The organism is Ferrovibrio sp. MS7 (assembly GCF_038404985.1).
In the GTDB taxonomy this organism is placed as follows: domain Bacteria; phylum Pseudomonadota; class Alphaproteobacteria; order Ferrovibrionales; family Ferrovibrionaceae; genus Ferrovibrio; species Ferrovibrio plantarum.
In genome coordinates this window covers 983,137-1,002,707 of record NZ_JBBKBA010000001.1, presented here as the reverse complement: position 1 = coordinate 1,002,707, position 19,571 = coordinate 983,137, and the positions used below count along the sequence as shown (strand labels likewise).

Annotated in this window: 15 protein-coding genes; 8 read left to right on the top strand and 7 right to left on the bottom strand. The window is 65.5% G+C overall.

Features of this window, described 5'->3' with window-relative positions; translation table 11 throughout:
* Positions 1–81: 81 nt before the first annotated feature.
* Genes leuS through holA form a run of 3 tightly spaced genes read left to right on the top strand, consistent with a single transcriptional unit; the run spans position 82 to position 4,192 of the window.
* On the top strand, positions 82–2,643 hold the full coding sequence (gene leuS / locus V6B08_RS04820; protein WP_341978591.1) for a leucine--tRNA ligase: 2,562 nt from the start codon (positions 82–84) through the stop codon (positions 2,641–2,643).
* Positions 2,630–3,163: a hypothetical protein gene (locus V6B08_RS04815; protein ID WP_341978590.1), complete on the top strand. Its 534-nt coding sequence runs from the start codon at positions 2,630–2,632 to the stop codon at positions 3,161–3,163. Before leuS ends, V6B08_RS04815 begins: the two co-directional genes overlap by 14 nt.
* Before the next feature lie 3 nt (positions 3,164–3,166).
* A complete protein-coding gene (gene holA, locus V6B08_RS04810) occupies positions 3,167–4,192 on the top strand; it encodes a DNA polymerase III subunit delta (protein WP_341978589.1) in 1,026 nt (341 codons plus the stop codon).
* 109 nt (positions 4,193–4,301) lie between these two features.
* On the opposite strand, the gene mutS is transcribed toward holA, so the two are convergent.
* Positions 4,302–6,911 carry a DNA mismatch repair protein MutS gene (gene mutS / locus V6B08_RS04805; RefSeq protein WP_341978588.1) on the bottom strand — a complete coding sequence of 870 codons (2,610 nt, stop codon included), beginning with the start codon at positions 6,909–6,911 and terminating at the stop codon, positions 4,302–4,304.
* Between the two features lie 156 nt (positions 6,912–7,067).
* Here mutS and V6B08_RS04800 point away from each other — a divergent pair, with 156 nt between their 5' ends.
* On the top strand, positions 7,068–9,344 hold the full coding sequence (locus V6B08_RS04800) for an NADP-dependent malic enzyme (protein WP_341978587.1): 2,277 nt from the start codon (positions 7,068–7,070) through the stop codon (positions 9,342–9,344).
* An 81-nt stretch (positions 9,345–9,425) separates the two neighbouring features.
* Here V6B08_RS04800 and V6B08_RS04795 read toward each other — a convergent pair whose 3' ends face one another.
* From V6B08_RS04795 to V6B08_RS04780, 4 genes are all read right to left on the bottom strand, one after another.
* On the bottom strand, positions 9,426–9,797 hold the full coding sequence (locus V6B08_RS04795; protein ID WP_341978586.1) for a DUF983 domain-containing protein: 372 nt from the start codon (positions 9,795–9,797) through the stop codon (positions 9,426–9,428).
* A gap of 18 nt (positions 9,798–9,815) precedes the next feature.
* Positions 9,816–10,802, bottom strand: a complete 987-nt coding sequence (locus V6B08_RS04790; protein ID WP_341978585.1) for a magnesium transporter CorA family protein — start codon at positions 10,800–10,802, stop codon at positions 9,816–9,818.
* A 202-nt stretch (positions 10,803–11,004) separates the two neighbouring features.
* On the bottom strand, positions 11,005–12,000 hold the full coding sequence (locus tag V6B08_RS04785) for a glycerophosphodiester phosphodiesterase (protein ID WP_341978584.1): 996 nt from the start codon (positions 11,998–12,000) through the stop codon (positions 11,005–11,007).
* A 192-nt stretch (positions 12,001–12,192) separates the two neighbouring features.
* The gene (locus V6B08_RS04780) at positions 12,193–12,957 is read right to left on the bottom strand and encodes a tetratricopeptide repeat protein (RefSeq protein WP_341978583.1); all 765 of its coding nucleotides are present in this window, start codon (positions 12,955–12,957) and stop codon (positions 12,193–12,195) included.
* A 68-nt stretch (positions 12,958–13,025) separates the two neighbouring features.
* Here V6B08_RS04780 and V6B08_RS04775 point away from each other — a divergent pair, with 68 nt between their 5' ends.
* Positions 13,026–13,910 carry an SDR family oxidoreductase gene (locus tag V6B08_RS04775; RefSeq protein ID WP_341978582.1) on the top strand — a complete coding sequence of 295 codons (885 nt, stop codon included), beginning with the start codon at positions 13,026–13,028 and terminating at the stop codon, positions 13,908–13,910.
* On the opposite strand, the gene V6B08_RS04770 is transcribed toward V6B08_RS04775, so the two are convergent.
* The gene (locus tag V6B08_RS04770) at positions 13,865–14,410 is read right to left on the bottom strand and encodes a GNAT family N-acetyltransferase (RefSeq protein ID WP_341978581.1); all 546 of its coding nucleotides are present in this window, start codon (positions 14,408–14,410) and stop codon (positions 13,865–13,867) included. The two genes, V6B08_RS04775 and V6B08_RS04770, sit on opposite strands and share 46 nt — an antisense overlap.
* Positions 14,407–15,165, bottom strand: a complete 759-nt coding sequence (locus tag V6B08_RS04765) for an alpha/beta fold hydrolase (protein ID WP_341978580.1) — start codon at positions 15,163–15,165, stop codon at positions 14,407–14,409. Before V6B08_RS04765 ends, V6B08_RS04770 begins: the two co-directional genes overlap by 4 nt.
* Positions 15,166–15,290: 125 nt before the next feature.
* Here V6B08_RS04765 and V6B08_RS04760 point away from each other — a divergent pair, with 125 nt between their 5' ends.
* The 3 genes from V6B08_RS04760 (at position 15,291) to thrS (ending at position 19,541) form a co-directional block, all read left to right on the top strand.
* Positions 15,291–16,481, top strand: a complete 1,191-nt coding sequence (locus V6B08_RS04760; RefSeq protein ID WP_341978579.1) for a glycosyltransferase family 4 protein — start codon at positions 15,291–15,293, stop codon at positions 16,479–16,481.
* Positions 16,478–17,428, top strand: a complete 951-nt coding sequence (locus tag V6B08_RS04755; RefSeq protein WP_341978578.1) for a glycosyltransferase family 9 protein — start codon at positions 16,478–16,480, stop codon at positions 17,426–17,428. The genes V6B08_RS04760 and V6B08_RS04755 overlap by 4 nt, the downstream gene beginning before the upstream one ends.
* 121 nt (positions 17,429–17,549) lie before the next feature.
* The gene (gene thrS / locus V6B08_RS04750; RefSeq protein ID WP_341978577.1) at positions 17,550–19,541 is read left to right on the top strand and encodes a threonine--tRNA ligase; all 1,992 of its coding nucleotides are present in this window, start codon (positions 17,550–17,552) and stop codon (positions 19,539–19,541) included.
* Positions 19,542–19,571: the final 30 nt, after the last annotated feature.

The window sequence follows — 19,571 nt, the reverse complement described above, 5'->3', positions numbered from 1 at the left end:
GCCGGGCGTGACGCCGGCTTTCTCTGCGTAGTTTCTAAATCTTCCGATTCAGACGACCCCTTCAAAAAAACGGTTTGAGTGATGTCGCGCTACAACGCCAAGGTGGTGGAAACCAAGTGGCAGCAGGAATGGGATGCCCGCGGCTCCTTCCGTGCCAAGGCTGATCGTTCCCGCCCGAAATACTACGTGCTGGAGATGTTTCCCTATCCGTCGGGACGCATCCATATGGGCCATGTGCGCAACTATACGCTGGGCGATGTGGTGGCGCGCTACAAGCGGGCGCGCGGCTTCAACGTGCTGCACCCGATGGGCTGGGATGCCTTCGGCCTGCCGGCGGAAAATGCCGCGCAGGAAAAGAAGGTGCATCCGGCAAGCTGGACCTACGACAACATTGCCAACATGCGTGCCGAACTGAAGCGCATGGGCCTCTCACTGGACTGGGATTGCGAACTCGCGACCTGCCATCCCGGCTACTACAAGCATCAGCAGAAGCTGTTCCTCGATCTCGCCAAGGCCGGGCTGGCCTATCGCAAGGAAAGCTTCGTCAACTGGGATCCGGTGGACCATACTGTGCTCGCCAACGAGCAGGTGATCGATGGCCGCGGCTGGCGCTCCGGTGCCGTGGTGGAACGCCGCAAGCTGTCGCAGTGGTTCTTCAAGATCACCGAATATGCCGACGACCTGCTGGCGGCGTTGCAGACGCTGGACCGCTGGCCGGAACGGGTGCGGCTGATGCAGCAGAACTGGATCGGCAAGTCGGAAGGGGCGCGCTTCTCCTTCGCCCTGGCCGGTCGCAGCGATAAGATCGACGTCTACTCGACGCGGCCCGACACCTTGTTCGGCGCCAGCTTCGTGGCGATCTCCGCCGATCATCCGCTGGCGGCGGAAGCTGCCGCGCAGGATCCGCAGCTTGCCGCCTTCATCGAGGAATGCCGCCAGACCGGCACGGCGGAAGCCGAACTCGAAAAGGCGGAGAAGAAGGGCTACCGCACCAAGCTGGAAGCCGTGCATCCCTTCGATCCAAGCTGGAAGCTGCCGGTCTATGTGGCGAATTTCGTGCTGATGGAATATGGCACCGGCGCCGTTTTCGGCTGCCCGGCGCATGACCAGCGCGATCTCGATTTCGCCCGCAAATATGGCCTGCCGGTCAAGGCTGTGGTCGCCCCGAAAGGGAGCGCGGCACAGGAAATCGGCACGGAAGCCTATACCGACACCGACAACACGGTGGCGATCAATTCCGGCTTCCTCGACGGCCTGGGCGTGACGGACGCCAAGCGTGCCGCGATTGCCAAGCTGGAAGAACTGAAGGCCGGCGAAGGTACCGTCACCTATCGCCTGCGCGACTGGGGCGTGAGCCGCCAGCGCTACTGGGGCTGCCCGATCCCGATGATCCATTGCGACGCCTGCGGCGTGGTGCCGGTGCCGGAGGATCAGCTGCCCGTGCTGCTGCCCGACGACGTCACCTTCGACAAGCCGGGCAATCCGCTGGATCACCACCCGACCTGGAAGCATGTGAACTGCCCGGCCTGCGGCAAGGCGGCACGGCGCGAGACCGATACCTGCGACACCTTCGTCGACTCGTCGTGGTATTTCGCGCGTTTCTGCTCGGCCCGCGATGCGGCGCCGATGAACAGCGACGCGGTGGATTACTGGCTGCCGGTGGATCAGTATATCGGCGGCATCGAGCATGCCATCCTGCATCTGCTCTATTCCCGCTTCTTCACCCGCGCGCTGCGCGATACCGGGCACCTGAAGGTGGCCGAACCCTTCGCCGGTCTGTTCACCCAGGGCATGGTCTGCCACGAGACCTACCGCGATGCCTCCGGCGCCTGGCTGTTCCCGACCGACGTGAAGAAGGACGGCGACAACTGGGTGCATGTGCAGACCGGCGCCCCGGTGACGGTCGGCCGCGTCGAGAAGATGTCGAAGTCGAAGAAGAACGTGATCGACCCGGGCCTGATCATCGAGACCTACGGCGCCGATACCGCGCGCTGGTTCATGCTCTCCGACAGCCCGCCGGAGCGCGACCTGGAATGGACCGAGGCCGGTGCCGAAGGCGCCTGGCGCTTCACCCAGCGGCTCTACCGCCTGGTGGCCGAGCCGAAGGCGGCGATTGCCTCAGCCAGCGATGCCAAGCCGGCGACCTGGAGCCCGGAGGCGCTGGAGCTGCGCCGCGCCCTGCACAAGACGATTGCCGCGCTGACCCAGGACCTGGAGCAGTTCCACTACAACAAGGCCGTTGCCCGCGTGCATGAATTCGTCAACACGCTGGAGGCACACCGCGCCCCGGACGCCGCTTCCGCCGCCGCGCGCCGCGAGGCGCTGGAGGTCTTGTGCCGCCTGGTCGCGCCGATGGTGCCGCATCTGGCGGAGGAAATCTGGCAGAGCCTGGGCAATAGCGGCCTGGTGGTCGACCAGGCCTGGCCCGAGGCCGATGCGGACTTGGCGCGCGACGAGACCGTGACCATCGCGGTGCAGGTTTCGGGCAAGCTGCGCGCCACGCTGGAAGTGGACCGCGACATGGACAAGGCAGCGCTGGAAGCTCTGGCGCTGGCCAATGACAACGTGCAGCGCGCCATGGAAGGCAAGCCGGCCCGCAAGATCGTGGTAGTGCCGAACCGGATCGTGAATGTGGTGGTCTAGACGGATCCTGCTCGCCCTTATCCTCCTGGCGCTGGCGCCGGGCCTGACGGCCTGTGGCTTCAAGCCGCTCTATGGCCGCCAGGATGGCGATGTCACGGTGGAGGAATTCTCCCGCATCGTGTTCGAGCAGCCGGAAAACCGCGTGACGCAGCAGGTGCGCAACCACCTGCTCGACATGGTGACGCCGCTCGGCACGCCGCAGCAGCCACTCTACCGCCTGGAACTGCAAGTGACCGAGACGGTGACCAGCGTGCTGGTGACGCGCACGGATGAAGTGACGCGCAACAACCTCTCCCTGCAGACGCTCTACCGCCTGCGCGACTACCGCACCGGGACGATACTGCATCAGGGCCAGGTGAGCAGCCTGGTGTCCTACAATCTGGTGCGCGCCGATTATGCCAATCTGGTGAGTGAGCGCGATGCCCGTGGCCGCGCCACGCGCGACAATGCCGAACAGCTCCGCATCGTGCTCGGCAATTATTTCAGCCGCCGCCAGAAGCAACCGCAGCAGCCAAGCTGAGCCATGAAGCTCAAACCGGGCGAGGTTGAAGGCTTCCTGCGCAAACCGCCCGCCGCCTTGCGCGCGGCGCTGGTCTTCGGCCCCGATACCGGCCTGGTGCATGAACGCGCCAAGGCGCTGGCGCAGACCGTGGTGCCGGATCTCTCCGATGCCTTCCGCGTCGCCAACCTCACCGCGCAGCAGCTCAGCGAGGACCCGGCCCGGCTGGCCGACGAAGCCGCCGCGCTGTCCCTGATGGGCGGCCGCCGCGTGGTGCTGATCAGCGGCGCCGGCGACAAGCTGGCCAAGCTGTTCGCCGATTTCCTCAGCGACCCGCCCGGCGATGCCCTGGTAGTGGTGGAAGGCGGCGAACTGGCCGGGCGTTCCTCCTTGCGCACCGCCTTCGAGAATGCCCCCACCGCCGCCGCCATCGCCTGCTATGCCGATGATGCCAATGCGCTGCTCGGCGTCATCCGTTCGATGCTGCAGGAAGCCGGCAAGCGCATCGACGACGATGCGCTGGAATACCTGCGCGACAATCTCGGCAGCGACCGCATGGTGACGCGCGGCGAGATCAACAAGCTGCTGCTCTACAAGGGCGACGAGCCCGGCCCGATCACTCTGGAGGATGCCGAGGCTTGCGTCGGCGATTCATCGGCCGGCAATCTCGATGATGCCGCCTTCGCGGCTTTCGGCGGCGATATTCCGGCGCTGGCGGAAGCCCTGGCGCAGAGCGAGATGGCCGGCGAGTCGCCTGTCGCCATCCTGCGGGTGACGCAGAAGCATGCCCAGCGCCTGCATCTCGGCTTGAGCCGCATGGGTAATGGTGGCGGCGATCCCAAATTCCTCGCCAAGACGCTTGGCGTGTTCTGGAAACGCGAGGATGCTTTCGTGCGCCAGCTTCGCCTGTGGTCGCCGGAGCGGCTGATGCGTGCGCTGGAAATCCTCACCGATGCCGAATTGCTGGCCAAGAGCACCGGCATTCCGGCGGAAGCCGTGACCGGCGACGCGCTCTTGCGCATCGCCAGAGCAGCAAGAGTGGCGCGGTAAATTCCCTAGACTCGTCATGCCCGCGTGGCTTTTGTCACCCTCGCGGAAGCGAGGGTCCCATTTCATCGACTAAATGGGATGCCCGCTTTCGCGGGCATGACCAGGCGCTTTACGGCAGCTTGCCCTTCAGCTCGAATAGCAGGTCGAGGGCCTGGCGCGGACTGAGGGAATCAAGGTCCGCCGCCTTCAGCGCCGCTTCGATCTCGGACTCTTTCGCCTGCACCGGCGCCGGCCGCGCCAGATTGAACAGTGGCAGATCGTCGGCAAGCTTGCGCGCGGCGGCAGCACCACCGCCCTCCTGGGCTTCGAGATGCTGCAACACTTCCGAGGCGCGGCCGAGCACGGCCTGGGGCAGGCCGGCGAGCTTGGCCACCTGGATGCCGTAGGAACGATCCGCGGCGCCGGCACCGACTTCATGCAGGAACACCAGGTCGCCCTGCCATTCCTTCACCTTCAGGGTATGGTTTTCCAGTTGCGGCAACTTGCCGGCAAGCTGCGTCAGTTCATGGTAATGCGTCGCGAACAGGCCACGGCAGCAGCTTTTCTCATGCAGATATTCCACTACCGCCCAGGCAATCGAGAGGCCATCGAAAGTCGCCGTGCCGCGCCCGATCTCGTCCAGGATCACCAAAGCGCGCGGTCCCGATTGATGCAGGATAGCGGCGGTCTCCACCATCTCGACCATGAAGGTCGAACGGCCGCGCGCCAGATCGTCGGCGGCGCCGACGCGGCTGAACAGGCGATCGACAATGCCGATGCGCGCCTTGGCCGCCGGCACGAAGCTGCCCATCTGCGCCAAAATGGCGATCAAGGCATTCTGGCGCAGGAAGGTGCTCTTACCCGCCATGTTCGGGCCGGTAAGCAGCCATAGTTTGTGACCGTCGCTCAGGTCGCAATCATTGGCAACGAAACGCTCGCCCTCGCCGCGCTGCCTAAGCGCCGCTTCCACCACCGGATGCCGCCCGGCCTCGATATGGAAATCGACTGACTCGTCGACCACCGGCCGGACCCAGCGCTGCCGCAAGGCAAGCTCAGCCAAAGCCGCCATCACATCCAGCGCCGCGAGGGCTTCCGCCGCCTGGCTGATTGCCGCCGCCTCATCGAGGCTGCGCCGCACCAAGCCGTCGAATACTTCCAGTTCGAGCGCCAGGGCGCGGTCGGCGGCCTGCGAGATGCGGCTCTCCAGTTCGCCGAGTTCAGGCGTGGAGTAGCGCACAGCGTTGGCCATGGTCTGGCGATGGATGAATTGCGGCCCCATCTTCTCGGCATAGCGCGGCGTGATCTCGATGTAATAGCCGAGCACGTTGTTATGCCGGATCTTCAGGCCGGCAACGCCGGTCTCATTGGCATAGCGGTCCTGCAAGGCCGCGATATGGCGGCGGCTTTCATCGCGCAGCAGGCGCAACTCATCGAGATCGGCGCGATGGCCGGCAGCGACAAAGCCGCCATCGCGGGCATTCATCGGCAGCTCAGGGCCGAGCGCTTCGGCCAGCGCCTGCACCAGGGCGGCATGATACCCCAGCGATTCCGCCAGGCCTGCCAGTTCCGGCGGCAAGGCGGCTTCGGCACGCAGCCGGCGCTGCATCTCGCCGGCCTTCTCCAGGCCATCGCGCAAAGCCGCAAGGTCACGCGGGCCGCCACGGCCCAGCGAGAGCCTGGAAAGGGCGCGGGCGAGATCGGGCACCTTGCGCAACGCCGCCCGCAGGTCCTCGCGCAACCGCTCGCCTTCGAGCAGATAGCCGGCGGCATCGAGGCGGCGGTTGATCAGCACCGCATCGGTGAGCGGTGCCTGCAGCCGCAGCGCCAAAAGCCGGGCGCCGGCGCCGGTCAGCGTCTCGTCGATGGTGGCGAGCAGCGAACCATCGCGGCTGCCCGACAGCGTCTCGACCAGTTCCAGGTTGCGCCGCGTCGCGGCATCGATCGCCATCAGGCTGGTGGCGGCCTGGCGCGCGGGCGGGCGCAACGCCGGCAGCTTGCCGCGCTGGGTCAGCTCGACATAATCGAGCAGCGCGCCGGCGGCGGCACATTCCGCGCGTGCGAAGGAACCGAAGGCATCCAATGCTGCAACGCCGAAGGCGGCCTTGAGGCGGCGTTCGCCGGCACCGGAATCGAAGCGCGCGGCCGGCAGCGGCGTCAGCGCCGCTTCGACGCCATCGAGGGCGGCACGCAACGCCTGGCGACCGAGGAGTGTGTCGGCGAGCAGCAATTCGCGCGGACGCAGGCGCGCCAGATCGGCGCCGAGCATCGCCGCGCTGCTTTCCGCAACGCCGAACTCGCCGGTGGATATATCGAGCCAGGCAAGGCCGAGCGGGCCGCTTTCACCGCCGCTCTGGGTCAATGACGCGAGATAATTGTTGGCGCGGGCATCAAGCAGCGCGTCTTCCGTGATGGTGCCGGGCGTGACGGTGCGCACCACGTCGCGTTTCACCACCGACTTGGAACCGCGCTTCTTCGCTTCTGCGGGATCCTCGATCTGCTCGCAGACCGCAACGCGGTAGCCCTGACGTATCAGACGGGAGAGGTAAGCTTCCGCCGCGTGTACCGGCACGCCGCACATCGGGATATCCTGACCTTCATGCAGGCCGCGCTTGGTCAGTGCGATATCCAGCGCGCGGGCAGCCGTCACCGCGTCGTCGAAGAACAACTCGTAGAAGTCGCCCATGCGATAGAACAGCAGCGAGTCGGGGTTCTGCGCCTTGATGCCTAAATACTGGGCCATCAGGGGACTGGCTGCTGGATTGTCGGACGGCTCGGGTTTACCCATCGGATCGGCGCATCATCTTTGGCGCTATGGCTCTTTCACGGCTGGCGGCGAGTGCCTAATATGCTCTGTTACAGGAGCCAATTTCCAGAGTCTAGGGACGGATAAACCGGGATGACCGAGAGCAAAACCAACAGCCTTTACGAGGCCGCGCTGGAATTTCACAAAGTGGGCCAGCCGGGCAAGCTGGAGATCGTGCCGACCAAGCCGATGGCGACGACGCGCGATCTGAGCCTGGCCTATTCGCCGGGTGTCGCCGCCCCCTGCCTCGCCATCGCCGAGAATCCCGACACGGCTTATGACTACACCACCCGCGGCAACATGGTGGCGGTGATTTCCAACGGCACCGCCGTGCTGGGCTTGGGCAATCTCGGCGCGCTCGCCGGCAAGCCGGTGATGGAAGGCAAGTCGGTGCTGTTCAAGCGTTTCGCCGATGTCGATTCCATCGACCTCGAAGTCGATACCGAGGAAGTGGATGCCTTCGTCAATGCCGTGCGCTATCTCGGCCCCAGCTTCGGCGGCATCAACCTGGAAGACATCAAGGCGCCGGAATGCTTCGTGATCGAGCAGCGCCTGCGCGAGCTGATGGACATTCCGATCTTCCATGACGACCAGCATGGCACCGCGATCATCGCCGCCGCCGGCCTGATCAACGCGCTGCATCTCACTGGCCGCGACATCAAGAGCGCGAAGATGGTGGTGAACGGCGCCGGTGCAGCCGGCGTGGCCTGCGCCGAGCTGGTCAAGGCCATGGGCATGCCGAACGAGAACGTGATTCTCTGCGACACCAAGGGCGTGGTCTATCAGGGCCGCACCGATGGCATGAACCAGTGGAAGTCGGCCCATGCGGTGAAGACCGATGCGCGCAGCCTGGCAGACGCCGTGAAGGGCTCCGACATCTTCTTCGGCCTTTCGGTGAAAGGCGCGCTGACGCCGGACATGCTGCGCAGCATGGCGGCCAATCCGATCATCTTCGCCATGGCCAATCCGGATCCGGAAATCACCCCGGAAGAGGCCGCCGCCACCCGCGCCGATGCCATCATGGCCACCGGGCGTTCGGACTATGCCAACCAGGTCAACAACGTCCTCGGCTTCCCCTATATCTTCCGCGGCGCGCTGGATGTGCGCGCCCGCACCATCAACGACGCGATGAAGATCGCGGCCGCCGAAGCCATCGCCAAGCTGGCGCGCGAGGACGTGCCGGATGAAGTGGCGGCGGCCTACAAGGGCGCGCGGCCGAAATACGGCCCGACCTACATCATCCCCTCGCCGTTCGATCCGCGCCTGATCGTGGAAATCCCGCTCGCCGTCGCCAAGGCGGCGGTGCAGAGCGGCGTGGCACGCAAGCCGATCACCGACTGGGGCGCCTATCGCAACCAGCTCCGCGCCCGCCTCGACCCCACTGCCGGCAGCCTGCAGATCTTCATGGATCAGGTTGCTGCCAACCCGAAGCGCGTGGTGTTCGCCGAGGGCGAGGAAGAAACCGTGATCCGCGCCGCGCTGGCTTTCCGCGATGCCGGTTTCGGCACGCCGATCCTGATAGGCCGCAGCGAGCGCATCGCCGCCACCATGAAGGAAATCGGCCTCAGCAATCTCGAAGGCATCGAGATCAGCAATGCCCGCGTGAGCAAGCATAATGAGGCCTATACCGATTTCCTCTACAAGCGCCACCAGCGCCGCGGCGCGCTGCACCGCGACGTACAGCGCCTGGTCAACCTGGACCGCAACGTGTTCGGCGCCTGCATGGTCGCCATGGGCCATGCCGATGCCATGGTGACGGGCGTCACCCGCACCTACAGCGTCTCCTATGAAGGCGTGCGCTGGGCCATTGATCCGGCGCGCGGCCAGCGCGTCATCGGCATCTCGATCATCGTGGCGAAGGGCCGCACGGTGTTCATCGCCGATACCTCGGTGACCGAACTGCCGGGCTCGCAGGATCTCAGCCTGATCGCCATCCAGGCGGCGGAAGTGGCGCGCAAGATGGGCCATGAGCCGCGCGTCGCGCTCTTGTCGCATTCCAATTTCGGCAACGCGCCGGGTGGCGTGGTGGATGTGGTGCGCCAGGCGGTGATGGCGCTGGATCAGTTGCGCTCCGGCGGCAGCGAAGTGAATTTCGAGTATGACGGCGAAATGTCTGCTGCCGTGGCGCTGAACCCGGACCTGCAGAAGATCTATCCCTTCTGCCGCCTCTCCGGCCCGGCCAACGTGCTGATCATGCCCGGCCTGCATTCGGCGCTGATCTCGTCGCAGCTTTTGCAGGAACTTGGCGGCGGCACCGTGATCGGCCCGCTGCTGGTCGGCCTGGAAAAGCCGGTGCAGATCGCACAGATGGGCTCAAGCTTGAGCGACATCGTCAACCTCGCGGCGCTGGCGGCATATAACGCCCGTTGAGAATGGGATCGCCGGGTCAAGCCCGGCGATGACGACTTAATAGTTACGTCATGCCCGGGCTCGACCCGGGCATCTCTTTTTCTAAAACGGCTCGCTGCCGAAGCCGTGCATGCGGCGGGCGAATTGCAGGCCGATCAGCGCGCCCTTGATGCGCGGCAGCAGCCACAGCGACAGCATCAGCGTCAGCGGTAGCCACAGCACCATGTGCAGCCATTCCGGCGGCTGCGCCTTCTGCTCCAGCATCAGCATCAGCGGCACGATGATGTGCGCCACGATGAGAATGGTGAAATAGGGCGGTGCGTCATCGGCGCGGTGGCCATCCAGCCGCAGGCCGCAAGCCGTGCAGCTTTCAGCGACCTTCAGGTAGCTGGTATAGAGCTTGCCCTTGCCGCATTGCGGGCAGCGGCAGAACCAGCCCTGGCGCATCGCCAGCCAGAGATCGCGCTGCTCCACCCTAAAGCCAGCCCCTATTCACAGCCAACCCTTGCGCTTGAACCACCAGTAAGGCAAGGCCGCCGAAGCGATCATCATCAGGATCGCCATCGGGTAGCCGAAGGTCCAGTCCAGTTCCGGCAAGGTGCGGAAATTCATGCCGTAGATGCTGGCGATCAGGGTCGGCGGCAGGAACACGGTGGCAGCCACCGAGAAGATCTTGATGATCTTGGTCTGCTGGATGTTGATCAGGCCGAGCGTGGCATCGAGCAGGAAATTGCCCTTATGCGCCAGGAAGCCGGATTGCTCGGTGAGCGACTGCACGTCGCGCGCGATGGTCTTGAGCCACTGGCGGCTTTCCTTGGTGCCACGCTGTTCGGTGAGCGACAGGTTGAGGAAGGCAACCAGGCGGTTCAGCGTGGTGAGGCTGTCGCGGATGCGGCTGTTGAGATCCTCGATGCGGCCCAGGTTGCGGATCGCGTCTTCGAGATCGGCATCGTCCGGCTCCTCGCGGGTGCCATCGGCGCGATAGCCGAACACCGAGCGCGAAAGCTGGTCGAGGTCGCGGCCGGCCCATTCCAGCACGTCGGCGGCGCGGTCGATGATCGAGTCGAGCAGACCGCACAGCGCAACATCCGGGTTGGCGCACATCGAGGGCGTGCGCACGGCGCGGGTGATGAAGGAACGGAAGGCCTGCGGATCGGCGTAGCGCAAGGTCACCAGCGCGCGGTGCGAACGGATGAAGGTGATCGCCGTGGTCTGCGGCAGCGGCGTCTCGGCATGGTAGAGCACGTTCGCCGTCATGTAGCTGACATCGGCCTCGCGGTAGAGGCGGCTGGAGATTTCGATCTCCTGCATCTCCTCGCGGGTCGGCATCTCAAGGCCGAGCAGGGCTTCGACAGCCTTTTCCTCCGCCGGTGTCGGCTCCACCAGATCGAGCCACACCACGCCTTCCGGCAGCGTATCGGCCGGAGTCAAATCGATCTTTTGCAGCAAAGAGCCTTGCGGCAGGTAGGCTGTGATCATGGCCGGTACCTGATTGCGAAACGGTCTGCGAAGGGCTTATGCGGGGTGGTTCCGGTCTGCATCCCGGGCCACCACGCGCCCGCCTTGTAGACCTGTTGGCGCGGCTTGGAAACCCTGAAAATGCACCTGCGGCGTTTTGGCCGTCTGGTATGCCGGGGGTTCTACCTCAAGGCGTCAGCGGCCTTACGGGCTGAACCCGGCCTCATGGACTGACTGGGCTGGGTTTCGGCAACGGCAGCCCCTTCTCCGCCATCACGCGGCGCAGCCGGTCCGGATAGTCGGAAATGATGCCATCCACGCCGGCCTCGATCAGGCGGGCCATATCGGCGGGATCGTTCACCGTCCAGGGGATCACCTGCAAACCCAAGGCATGTGCTTCGGCCACATTCTCCTTGGTGACATTGCGCCAGAATGGCGACCAGACGCGGCCGCCCGCCGCCTGCACCAGCTTCGGGACAGAGCCGCCGTAATCATCGACATCGAGGCCGCCGAGCCAGGGGCTGGCACCGGGCTTGCCGCGCTCCACATTGTCGGAATTCGGGGTTTCGATGGTCAGCATTGCCTGCGGGATTTCTGGCGCGATCTGGCGCGCATGTTTCAGGCTGCGCCAATCAAAACTCTGGATCGTGGCACGGCTGCTCATCCCGGCTTTGCGAATCTCGGCCACCAGCGCGGCGGCGAGTTCTTCCGGCGTGGCGCTGTCGTTGGGCTTGAGCGGCGACACCTTGGTTTCGATATTGAAGCGCACATCGCTATTGCCGGCACGTGCCACAAGAGCAAACACATCCGAGAGCAGCGGCATGCGGGTGCCATCCACCGGCTTCTGCTCGGGGTAATTCTGGCTGTAGCGGTTATCGGGATTGAGCCGGCCAACATCGTAGCGGCGGAGTTCGGCCAGCGTGGTCTGGCGGATCGCCGGGCCGGGTTCCTTGAGGAAACTGCCATCGGGCTTGCGCGTCACGGTCGGCAGCAGCACCGGGTCATGCCCAACCAGCACGGCATTGTCGCTGGTCAGGTTGATATCGAGTTCCAGGGTGGTGACGCCCAGCGTCAAGGCGGTGGCAAAGGCCGGCAGGGTGTTTTCCGGCGCCAGGCCGCGCGCGCCGCGATGGCCCTGCAGGTCGAAGGCCTGGGCGGCCCCGGGTATCAGCAAGCTGGGCAGCAGCGAAACCAGCGAAGCTATGATGAGGCGGCGCATGCGATTCCCTCCCTGGAATATTGCGCCTAGTAGACCCCTGCCACCGCCGTCCGGCAAGGCGCGGCAAGAAAAGCGTCACGCTTCCGTCGCCGCCGCCTCCCTCCCGTCACCCTCGCGAAAGCGAGGGTCCCATTTCATGGCATAAAAAATGGGATTCTCGCATGCGCGAGAATGACAAACTGGCCGGCTTCCCTATCGATTGAAATCCAGCGCCTCGATCTGCTTCGCGGCGGCCTCGGCGGCGGCGGTGTCCGGCGCCAGCATGCGCACCTGCACCAGATCGGCCCGCGCGCCGCGGCGGTCGCCGGCGGAAACGCGCAGATAAGCGCGTTCCAGCAGGGCTTCGACATTGCGCCCGTTCAGCGCCAGAGCGGTTTCGGCATCTTCCAGGGCGCCAGCGGTATTGTTCTGCAACCGGCGGGCGGCGGCGCGCAACGCCATGGCATCGTCGCGCAACGGCTCGAGTGCCAGGGCATGATTGAGGTCGGCCTCGGCGCCGGCATAATCGTTGAGTTCCGCCAAGGCCTGGGCGCGGTCGAGGCGCAGCTCCACCGCATTGGGCCGCGCCGCCACGGCGATATCCAGCAGCTTGCGGGCGCGGTCAGCCAGACCGGCCAGCAACCAGGCATTGGCTGCCTGGTCGACAATATCGGTGACCAGGTGCGGCACCTGGCGCTCGGCATCGGGCAGCAGCTTTTCCAGCCGGTCGGCGGCATCGCCGTAATGCTTCAGTTCGAACAGGGCCAAAGCGGCGCAATGGGCCGCCGCCAGGCCGCCGCCGGTAGCCTGCCAGGTCTGTGCCTCGGCGAAGGCCTCTTCCGGCCGGCTGCGCACCAGCCCCAGGCAATCCTGGTAGCTCAGCGCCTGCATGGTCCGCTGTTGTGCCAGGCCGGATTCGGGAGTCGAGGCAAAAAAAGCTGTCGCCAGGCCGAGGCAGGCAAGCGCGAAACGAGGCATGATGATCATACTGCGCAACATGGGGGCGGAGATTGACCGCCGCAACCGGGAAAGGCAATAAACCGGCCATGCATAAAAATCTCTTCTGCTTCGGCCTCGGCTATAGTGCGCAAAGCCTGATCAGTCTGCTGCGCCAGCGGGAACCCGGGCAATGGCGCTTTTCCGGCACGGTGCGCAGCGCGGATAAAGCCGCCAGCTTCGCCGCCCAGGGTATCGCGGCCCAGGTCTTCGATGGCAGCGCGCCGCTGCCGCAGCCGAGCCTGCTGGCTGAAGCAACGCATCTGCTGATCTCGGCGCCGGCAGAACAGGGGGGCGGCGATCCCGTATTGCGCCAGCATGCCGCCGATATCGCCGCAAGGCAGGGCCTCGACTGGATCGGCTACCTCTCCACCACCGGCGTCTATGGCGACAAGCAGGGCGCCTGGGTGGATGAGACCATGCCAATGACGCCGAGCCAGGAACGCGGCCGGCGCCGCGCCGAAGCCGAGGCCGGCTGGCTGGCTTTGCATAGCCAGCATGGCCAGCCGGTCCACACCTTCCGCCTCGCCGGCATCTACGGCCCGGGGCGCAGCGCGCTGGATAATCTGCGTGCCGGCAAGGCGCGCCGCATCGTCAAGCCCGGGCAGTATTTCTCGCGCATCCATGTCGACGATATCGCGCAGGTGCTGGCCGCTTCCATCGCCCGGCCCAATCCCGGCGCGTCATACAATGTCGCCGATGATGAACCGGCACCGCCGCAGGATGTGATCGCCTATGGCGCCGAATTGCTCGGCATCCCAGCGCCGCCGGAAGTGCCGTTCGAGCAGGCTGAGATGACGCCGATGGCGCGCAGTTTCTATGCCGAGAATAAGCGCGTCTCGAATCGCCGCATCAAGCAAGAACTCGGCGTGCACCTGCTCTATCCGACCTACCGCGAGGGGCTGAAGGCTTTGCTCGCATCATCCAGCGCATAAAAGACGCAGATTTCGTCGCGCTGGCGGGCCGGTACGTAATGCGGCCCCTCACCGATCTTGTGCAGGCCGAGCCGCACCAAAGCGGCGATGGAGGCGGCGTTATCGGGCCGCGCCCCGGCAATGATGCGCGTGAGGCCAAGGGCTGCCACCGCTTCACCGACGAAAACCGGCAAGGCCTCGGTGAGATAGCCCTGGCGGTGATGCGCTTCGCCGAGCCAGTAGCTGAGCGTGCCGGTGGGCAAAGCGGTTTCGCTCAGGCCCATCGCCAGCCAGCCGATCATGCGGTCGTCGCCGCCTTGCAAGGTCAGCACGCGATAGCAACCCATCGCCTTGTCATGCGCCGCCAGGGCTTCATGGATGCGGCGCTCCGCCATGGCGACGGAATAGGGATGGGGCCAGGTCGCCGTGAAGCCGCTGATCAGCGGCGTGATCAGCGCCGAAAGCGTAGCGGCATCCTCAAGGCGCGGCGGCCGCAAGCGCAGTCGCGCGGTGATGCTCACGCAATGCCCCACACGGCGTCGAGCAGCAGCGCGAGATCCTCGGGCCGCGACAGACGGTGGTCGCCATCCTTGATCAGGGTGAGCCGCGTATCGCCGCCGGAAAAAGCCTCGATGGTGCGCAAAGCATGCTGCCAGGGCACATCCGGATCCTGCATGCCCTGCAGGATGCGCACCGGGCAGGTCAAGGCAATCGGCCGGTCCAGGATCAGGTGGTTGCGGCCCTCCTGGATCAATTTGAAGTGATACTCATAGGGCGCATCGGCATATTGCGACGGCTCGTAGAGCACGCCTTCGCGCTCCAGCGTGGCGCGCTGCATCGGCGTCATCTGCGCCCACATCAATGTTTCCGTGAAATCCAGGGCCGGCGCGATCAGCACCAGGCCGGCGCAGCGCTCGGGCCGGGCCAAAGCCGCCAGCGTGGCAAGCCAGCCGCCCATGCTGGAGCCGATAATGATCTGCGGCCCCGTGGTCAGGTGATCCAGAACGCTAAGGGTATCATCCAGCCAGCGGCCGATGCTGCCATCCTTGAAGGCACCACTGGACTGGCCATGAGCGAAATAATCGAAGCGTGTTGCCGCCCGGCCGCGCGCACGGGCCGCTGTTTCCAGCGCCAGGGCCTTGGTGCCGGTCATGTCGCTGCGGTAGCCGCCGCAGAATAGCAGGCCCGGCCCTTCGCCAAGGATTTGAGCATAGGCGACTTGGTGGCCATCGGGGCGCCGAAGGATCTGGGTGGGCATCTGGGGGGTATCGGTCATGGCCCATTGGTAGCCAAGCCGGCGGCACACCGCCAGTATTGGGGCCAATTCAACCGGGAGCGGTCCTTGCCACGGACAAGGCTTTGCGATAACCGGGGGCAATCGAAAACGCTGTTCCCCCAAGCATGTCCGAATCCCAGCCTTCCGCCGCCAGCCGGCCGCCCGCTGTCCTGCAGGTGATTCCCGCCCTGGTCACGGGCGGGGTCGAGCGCGGCACCGTCGATCTGGCCCGCGCCCTGGTGCAGGCCGGCTGGAAATCCTATGTCGCCTCCGAGGGCGGCCCGATGGTGCGCGAGCTGGAACGCGCCGGGGCGCAGCATTTCACCCTGCCGCTGGCGAGCAAGAACCCGCTGGTGATGCGCAAGAATGTCGACCGCCTGGAAACCCTGATCCGCGACCTGCCGGTCGATCTGGTGCATGCCCGCAGCCGGGCGCCGGCCTGGTCGGCCAGGGCCGCCGCACGGGCCTGCGGGCTGCCTTTCGTGACCACCTTCCACAATGCCTACAAGGCAGATAACTGGCTGAAAAAGCTGTGGAATTCATCCATGGCCAAGGGCGACCGGGTGATCGCCATCTCGGATTTCGTGGCCAATTATGCCCATAGCCGCTATGGCGTGCCCTGGACCCGGCTGACCACCATCCCGCGCGGCGTCGACCTGGCCAAGTTCGATCCCGCCCGCGTCAGCCCGGAGCGCATCACGCAATTGTCGCGCGCCTGGCGCCTGGAAGATGGCCTGCCGGTGATCCTGCTGCCCGGCCGCCTGACCCGCTGGAAGGGCCAGGGGGTGTTGCTGAAAGCCCTGGCCAAGCTGGCCGAACTGCGTGGCGGCAAGCGCGATTTCATCGGCGTGGTGGTGGGCGACCACCAGGGCCGCGAAGCCTACCGCAACGAATTGTTCCAGCTTGCCGCCCAGCTTGGCCTGGAAGGCAGCCTGCGGCTGCCCGGTGACACCCGTGACATGCCGGCAGCCCTGATGCTGGCCGATGTGGTGGTTTCCGCTTCCATCGAGCCGGAAGGGTTTGGCCGCATCGCGGTGGAGGCCCAGGCGATGGGCCGCCCGGTGATCGCCACCAACCATGGCGGCGCACGCGAAACCGTGCTGCCGGGCGAAACCGGCTGGCTGGTGGCGCCCAACCATCCCGCCGAGCTTGCGGCGGCGCTGAACGAAGCCATCTCCATGACCCCGACGCAGCGCCAGGCAATGAGCCGGCAGGCGATGGCGCATGTGGCTGCGCATTTCACCGTCGATGCGATGTGCGCCAGCTATATCCAGGTCTATACCGAGCTGCTGTTCGGCCGCGAGGCGGCGGCATGACGCTGCCTGCCCTGGCGGCCGAGCCGCAGCGCCTCTTGGTGATCAAGCATGGCGCGCTGGGCGATTTCATCCAGGCGCTGGGGCCGATGCAGGCGATCCGCGAGGCGCATCCGCAGGCCCATATCACGCTGTTGACCACCGCGCCCTATGCCGAACTGGGCCGCCGCTCCGGCTATGTCGACGATGTGTGGATCGACCCGCGGCCGCGCTGGAATCTCGGGCAATGGCTGGCCTTGCGCGCCAAGCTGATTTCCGGCCGCTTCGGCCGCATCTACGACCTGCAGACCTCTGGCCGCTCGACGCGCTATTTCTATCTCTTCCCGAGGCCGCGCCCGGAATGGTCCGGCATCGGCCTGGGCCGCTCGCATCCCCATGCCAATGAGCGCCGCAACCTGATGCACACCCTGGACCGCCAGGCCGAACAGTTGCGCATGGCCGGCATCAGCCGGGTGCCGCCGCCGGACCTGAGCTGGGCCGATGCCGATATCGGGCGCTACAAGCTGGAGCAGCGTTTTGCCCTGCTGGTGCCCGGAGGCTCGGCGCACCGGCCGGAGAAACGCTGGCCGGCGCAGCGTTTCGCCACCCTGGCCCGCGCCTTGAGCGCCGATGGCATCCAGCCGGTGCTGATCGGTACCAAGGCGGAAGCCGAACTGATCAACGCGATCAAGGCCGAGGCGCCGAAATCCGCCGACCTCTTGGGCCGCACCAGCTTCTTCGACCTCGCCGCCCTGGCGCGTCAGGCGGTGGTGGCAGTGGGCAACGATACCGGCCCGATGCACCTGTTTGCCGTGGCCGGCGCGCCCTGCCTGGTGCTGTTTTCCGCCGCCTCCGACCCGATGCTCTGCGCCCCGCGCGGCCAGCAGGTGCGGGTGATCCGCTCCTCCAAGCTGGAAGACGTCTCGGTCGAGGAAGTGCTCGGCGCCCTGGCGCTGCTCAATCAGCTTTAGCCCGAAACGCCCGATTTCCGCGCCCCGGCAGCGAATTCGCCGACCCGCCAAGCCAGCGGGGTTGACAGGGCACACGCGATGGCTAGGCTGCCGCGATTCAAGGATTTTCCAAGGATTTCCAATGTCGTCCGTCCCCGCTTCCGCGCCTGAGATTCGCCTGACGCTGCCCGATGGCAGCGTGCGAACTTGCGCCAGCGGCAGCACCGGCGCCGATATCGCCGCCGCCATCGGCCCCGGCCTGGCCAAGGCCGCGCTGGCGATCCGGCTGGACGGCACGTTGCGTGATCTCAAGACACCGCTGAAAAGCGATGCGCGGTTCGAGATCGTGACCATGAAGGACAAGAACGAGGCCGAACTGCTCGAACTGATCCGCCATGACGGCGCCCATGTGCTGGCGCAGGCGGTGCAGGAGCTGTTCCCCGGCACGCAGATCACCTTCGGCCCGGCGACGGAAGACGGCTTCTACTACGACTTCGTGCGCGACGAACCATTCACGCCGGAAGATTTCGGAAAGATCGAGCAGCGCATGGCCGAGATCGTGAAGCGCGATCTGCCGATCGTGCGCGAGGAATGGCCGGCTGACAAGGCGGTGGATTACTTCAAGTCCATCGGCGAGACCTACAAGGCCGAGTGGGTGGCGGAAATCGCCAAGCGCGGCGAGGCGATCTCGATCTACCGCCAGGGCGATAACTGGCTCGACCTCTGCATGGGCCCGCATCTGCCCTCCACCGGCAAACTGCCGGTCGCCTTCAAGCTGATGAAAGTATCCGGCGCCTATTGGCGCGGCGATGCCAAGAACCGCCAGTTGCAGCGCGTCTACGCCACCGCCTGGCGTGACCCGAAGGAACTGGACGCGCATCTCAAGCGCCTGGAAGAGGCCGAGAAGCGCGACCATCGCCGCCTGGGCCGCGAGATGGGCCTGTTCCATCAGCAGGAAGAAGCCGCCGGCATGGTGTTCTGGCACCCCAAGGGCTGGACGCTGTACCGCACGCTGGAACGCTTCATGCGCGAGCGCCTGGAAGCGGCGAAGTATGTGGAAGTGAAGACGCCGCAACTCGTCGACCGCAAGCTCTGGGAAGCTTCCGGCCATTGGGAGAAGTTCCGCCAGAACATGTATATCGCGGAGAACGAGGACGGCATCCGCGATTACGCCGCCGATCCGAATGAGCGCATCTTCGCGCTGAAGCCGATGAACTGCCCCTGCCATGTGCAGATTTTCAACCAGGGCCTCAAGAGCTACCGCGATCTGCCGCTGCGCATGGCCGAGTTCGGTTCCTGCCACCGCTTCGAGCCGGGCGGCGCGCTGCACGGCATCATGCGGGTGCGCAACTTCACCCAGGACGACGCGCATATCTTCTGCACCGAGGACCAGATCATCTCGGAAAGCCAGGCCTTCTGCTCGCTGCTGCAGGGCATCTACAAGGATCTCGGCTTCGCCGAACTGCGGGTGAAATTCTCCGACCGCCCGGCCACCCGCGCCGGCACTGATGCAATCTGGGACAAAGCCGAGGGCGCGCTGAAGGCGGCCTGCGAAGCCGTCGGCCTGGATTACACGCTCAATCCCGGCGAAGGCGCCTTCTATGGCCCGAAGCTGGAATTCGTGCTGCGCGACACAATCGGTCGCGACTGGCAATGCGGCACGCTGCAGGTCGATTTCGTGCTGCCGGAACGGCTCGGCGCGGAATATGTCGGCGCCGATGGCGGCCGCCACCGCCCGGTGATGCTGCACCGGGCCATTCTTGGCAGTTTCGAGCGATTCATCGGCATCCTGCTGGAGCAATATGCCGGCAAGCTGCCGTTGTGGCTGTCACCGCTGCAGGTGGTGGTGACGCCGATTGTCTCGGATGCCGACCCCTATGCCCAGAAGGTAGCCGCCGAAATGGCCGCCGCCGGCCTGCGCGTCGATACCGATCTGCGCAACGAGAAGATCAACTACAAGATCCGCGAGCATAGCCTGGTCAAGGTGCCAGTGCTGGCTATCGTGGGCAAAAAAGAGGCTGAGCAAGGAACAGTCACTCTGCGCCGCCTGGGTGAGGAAGCACAGGTAACCGTTGCGCTGGCCGATGCGGTTGCTAAATTGACCGCCGAAGCACGCATGCCGGCTTCCCGCTAACGATCCTACCCCGCTACAGACCCTACATCG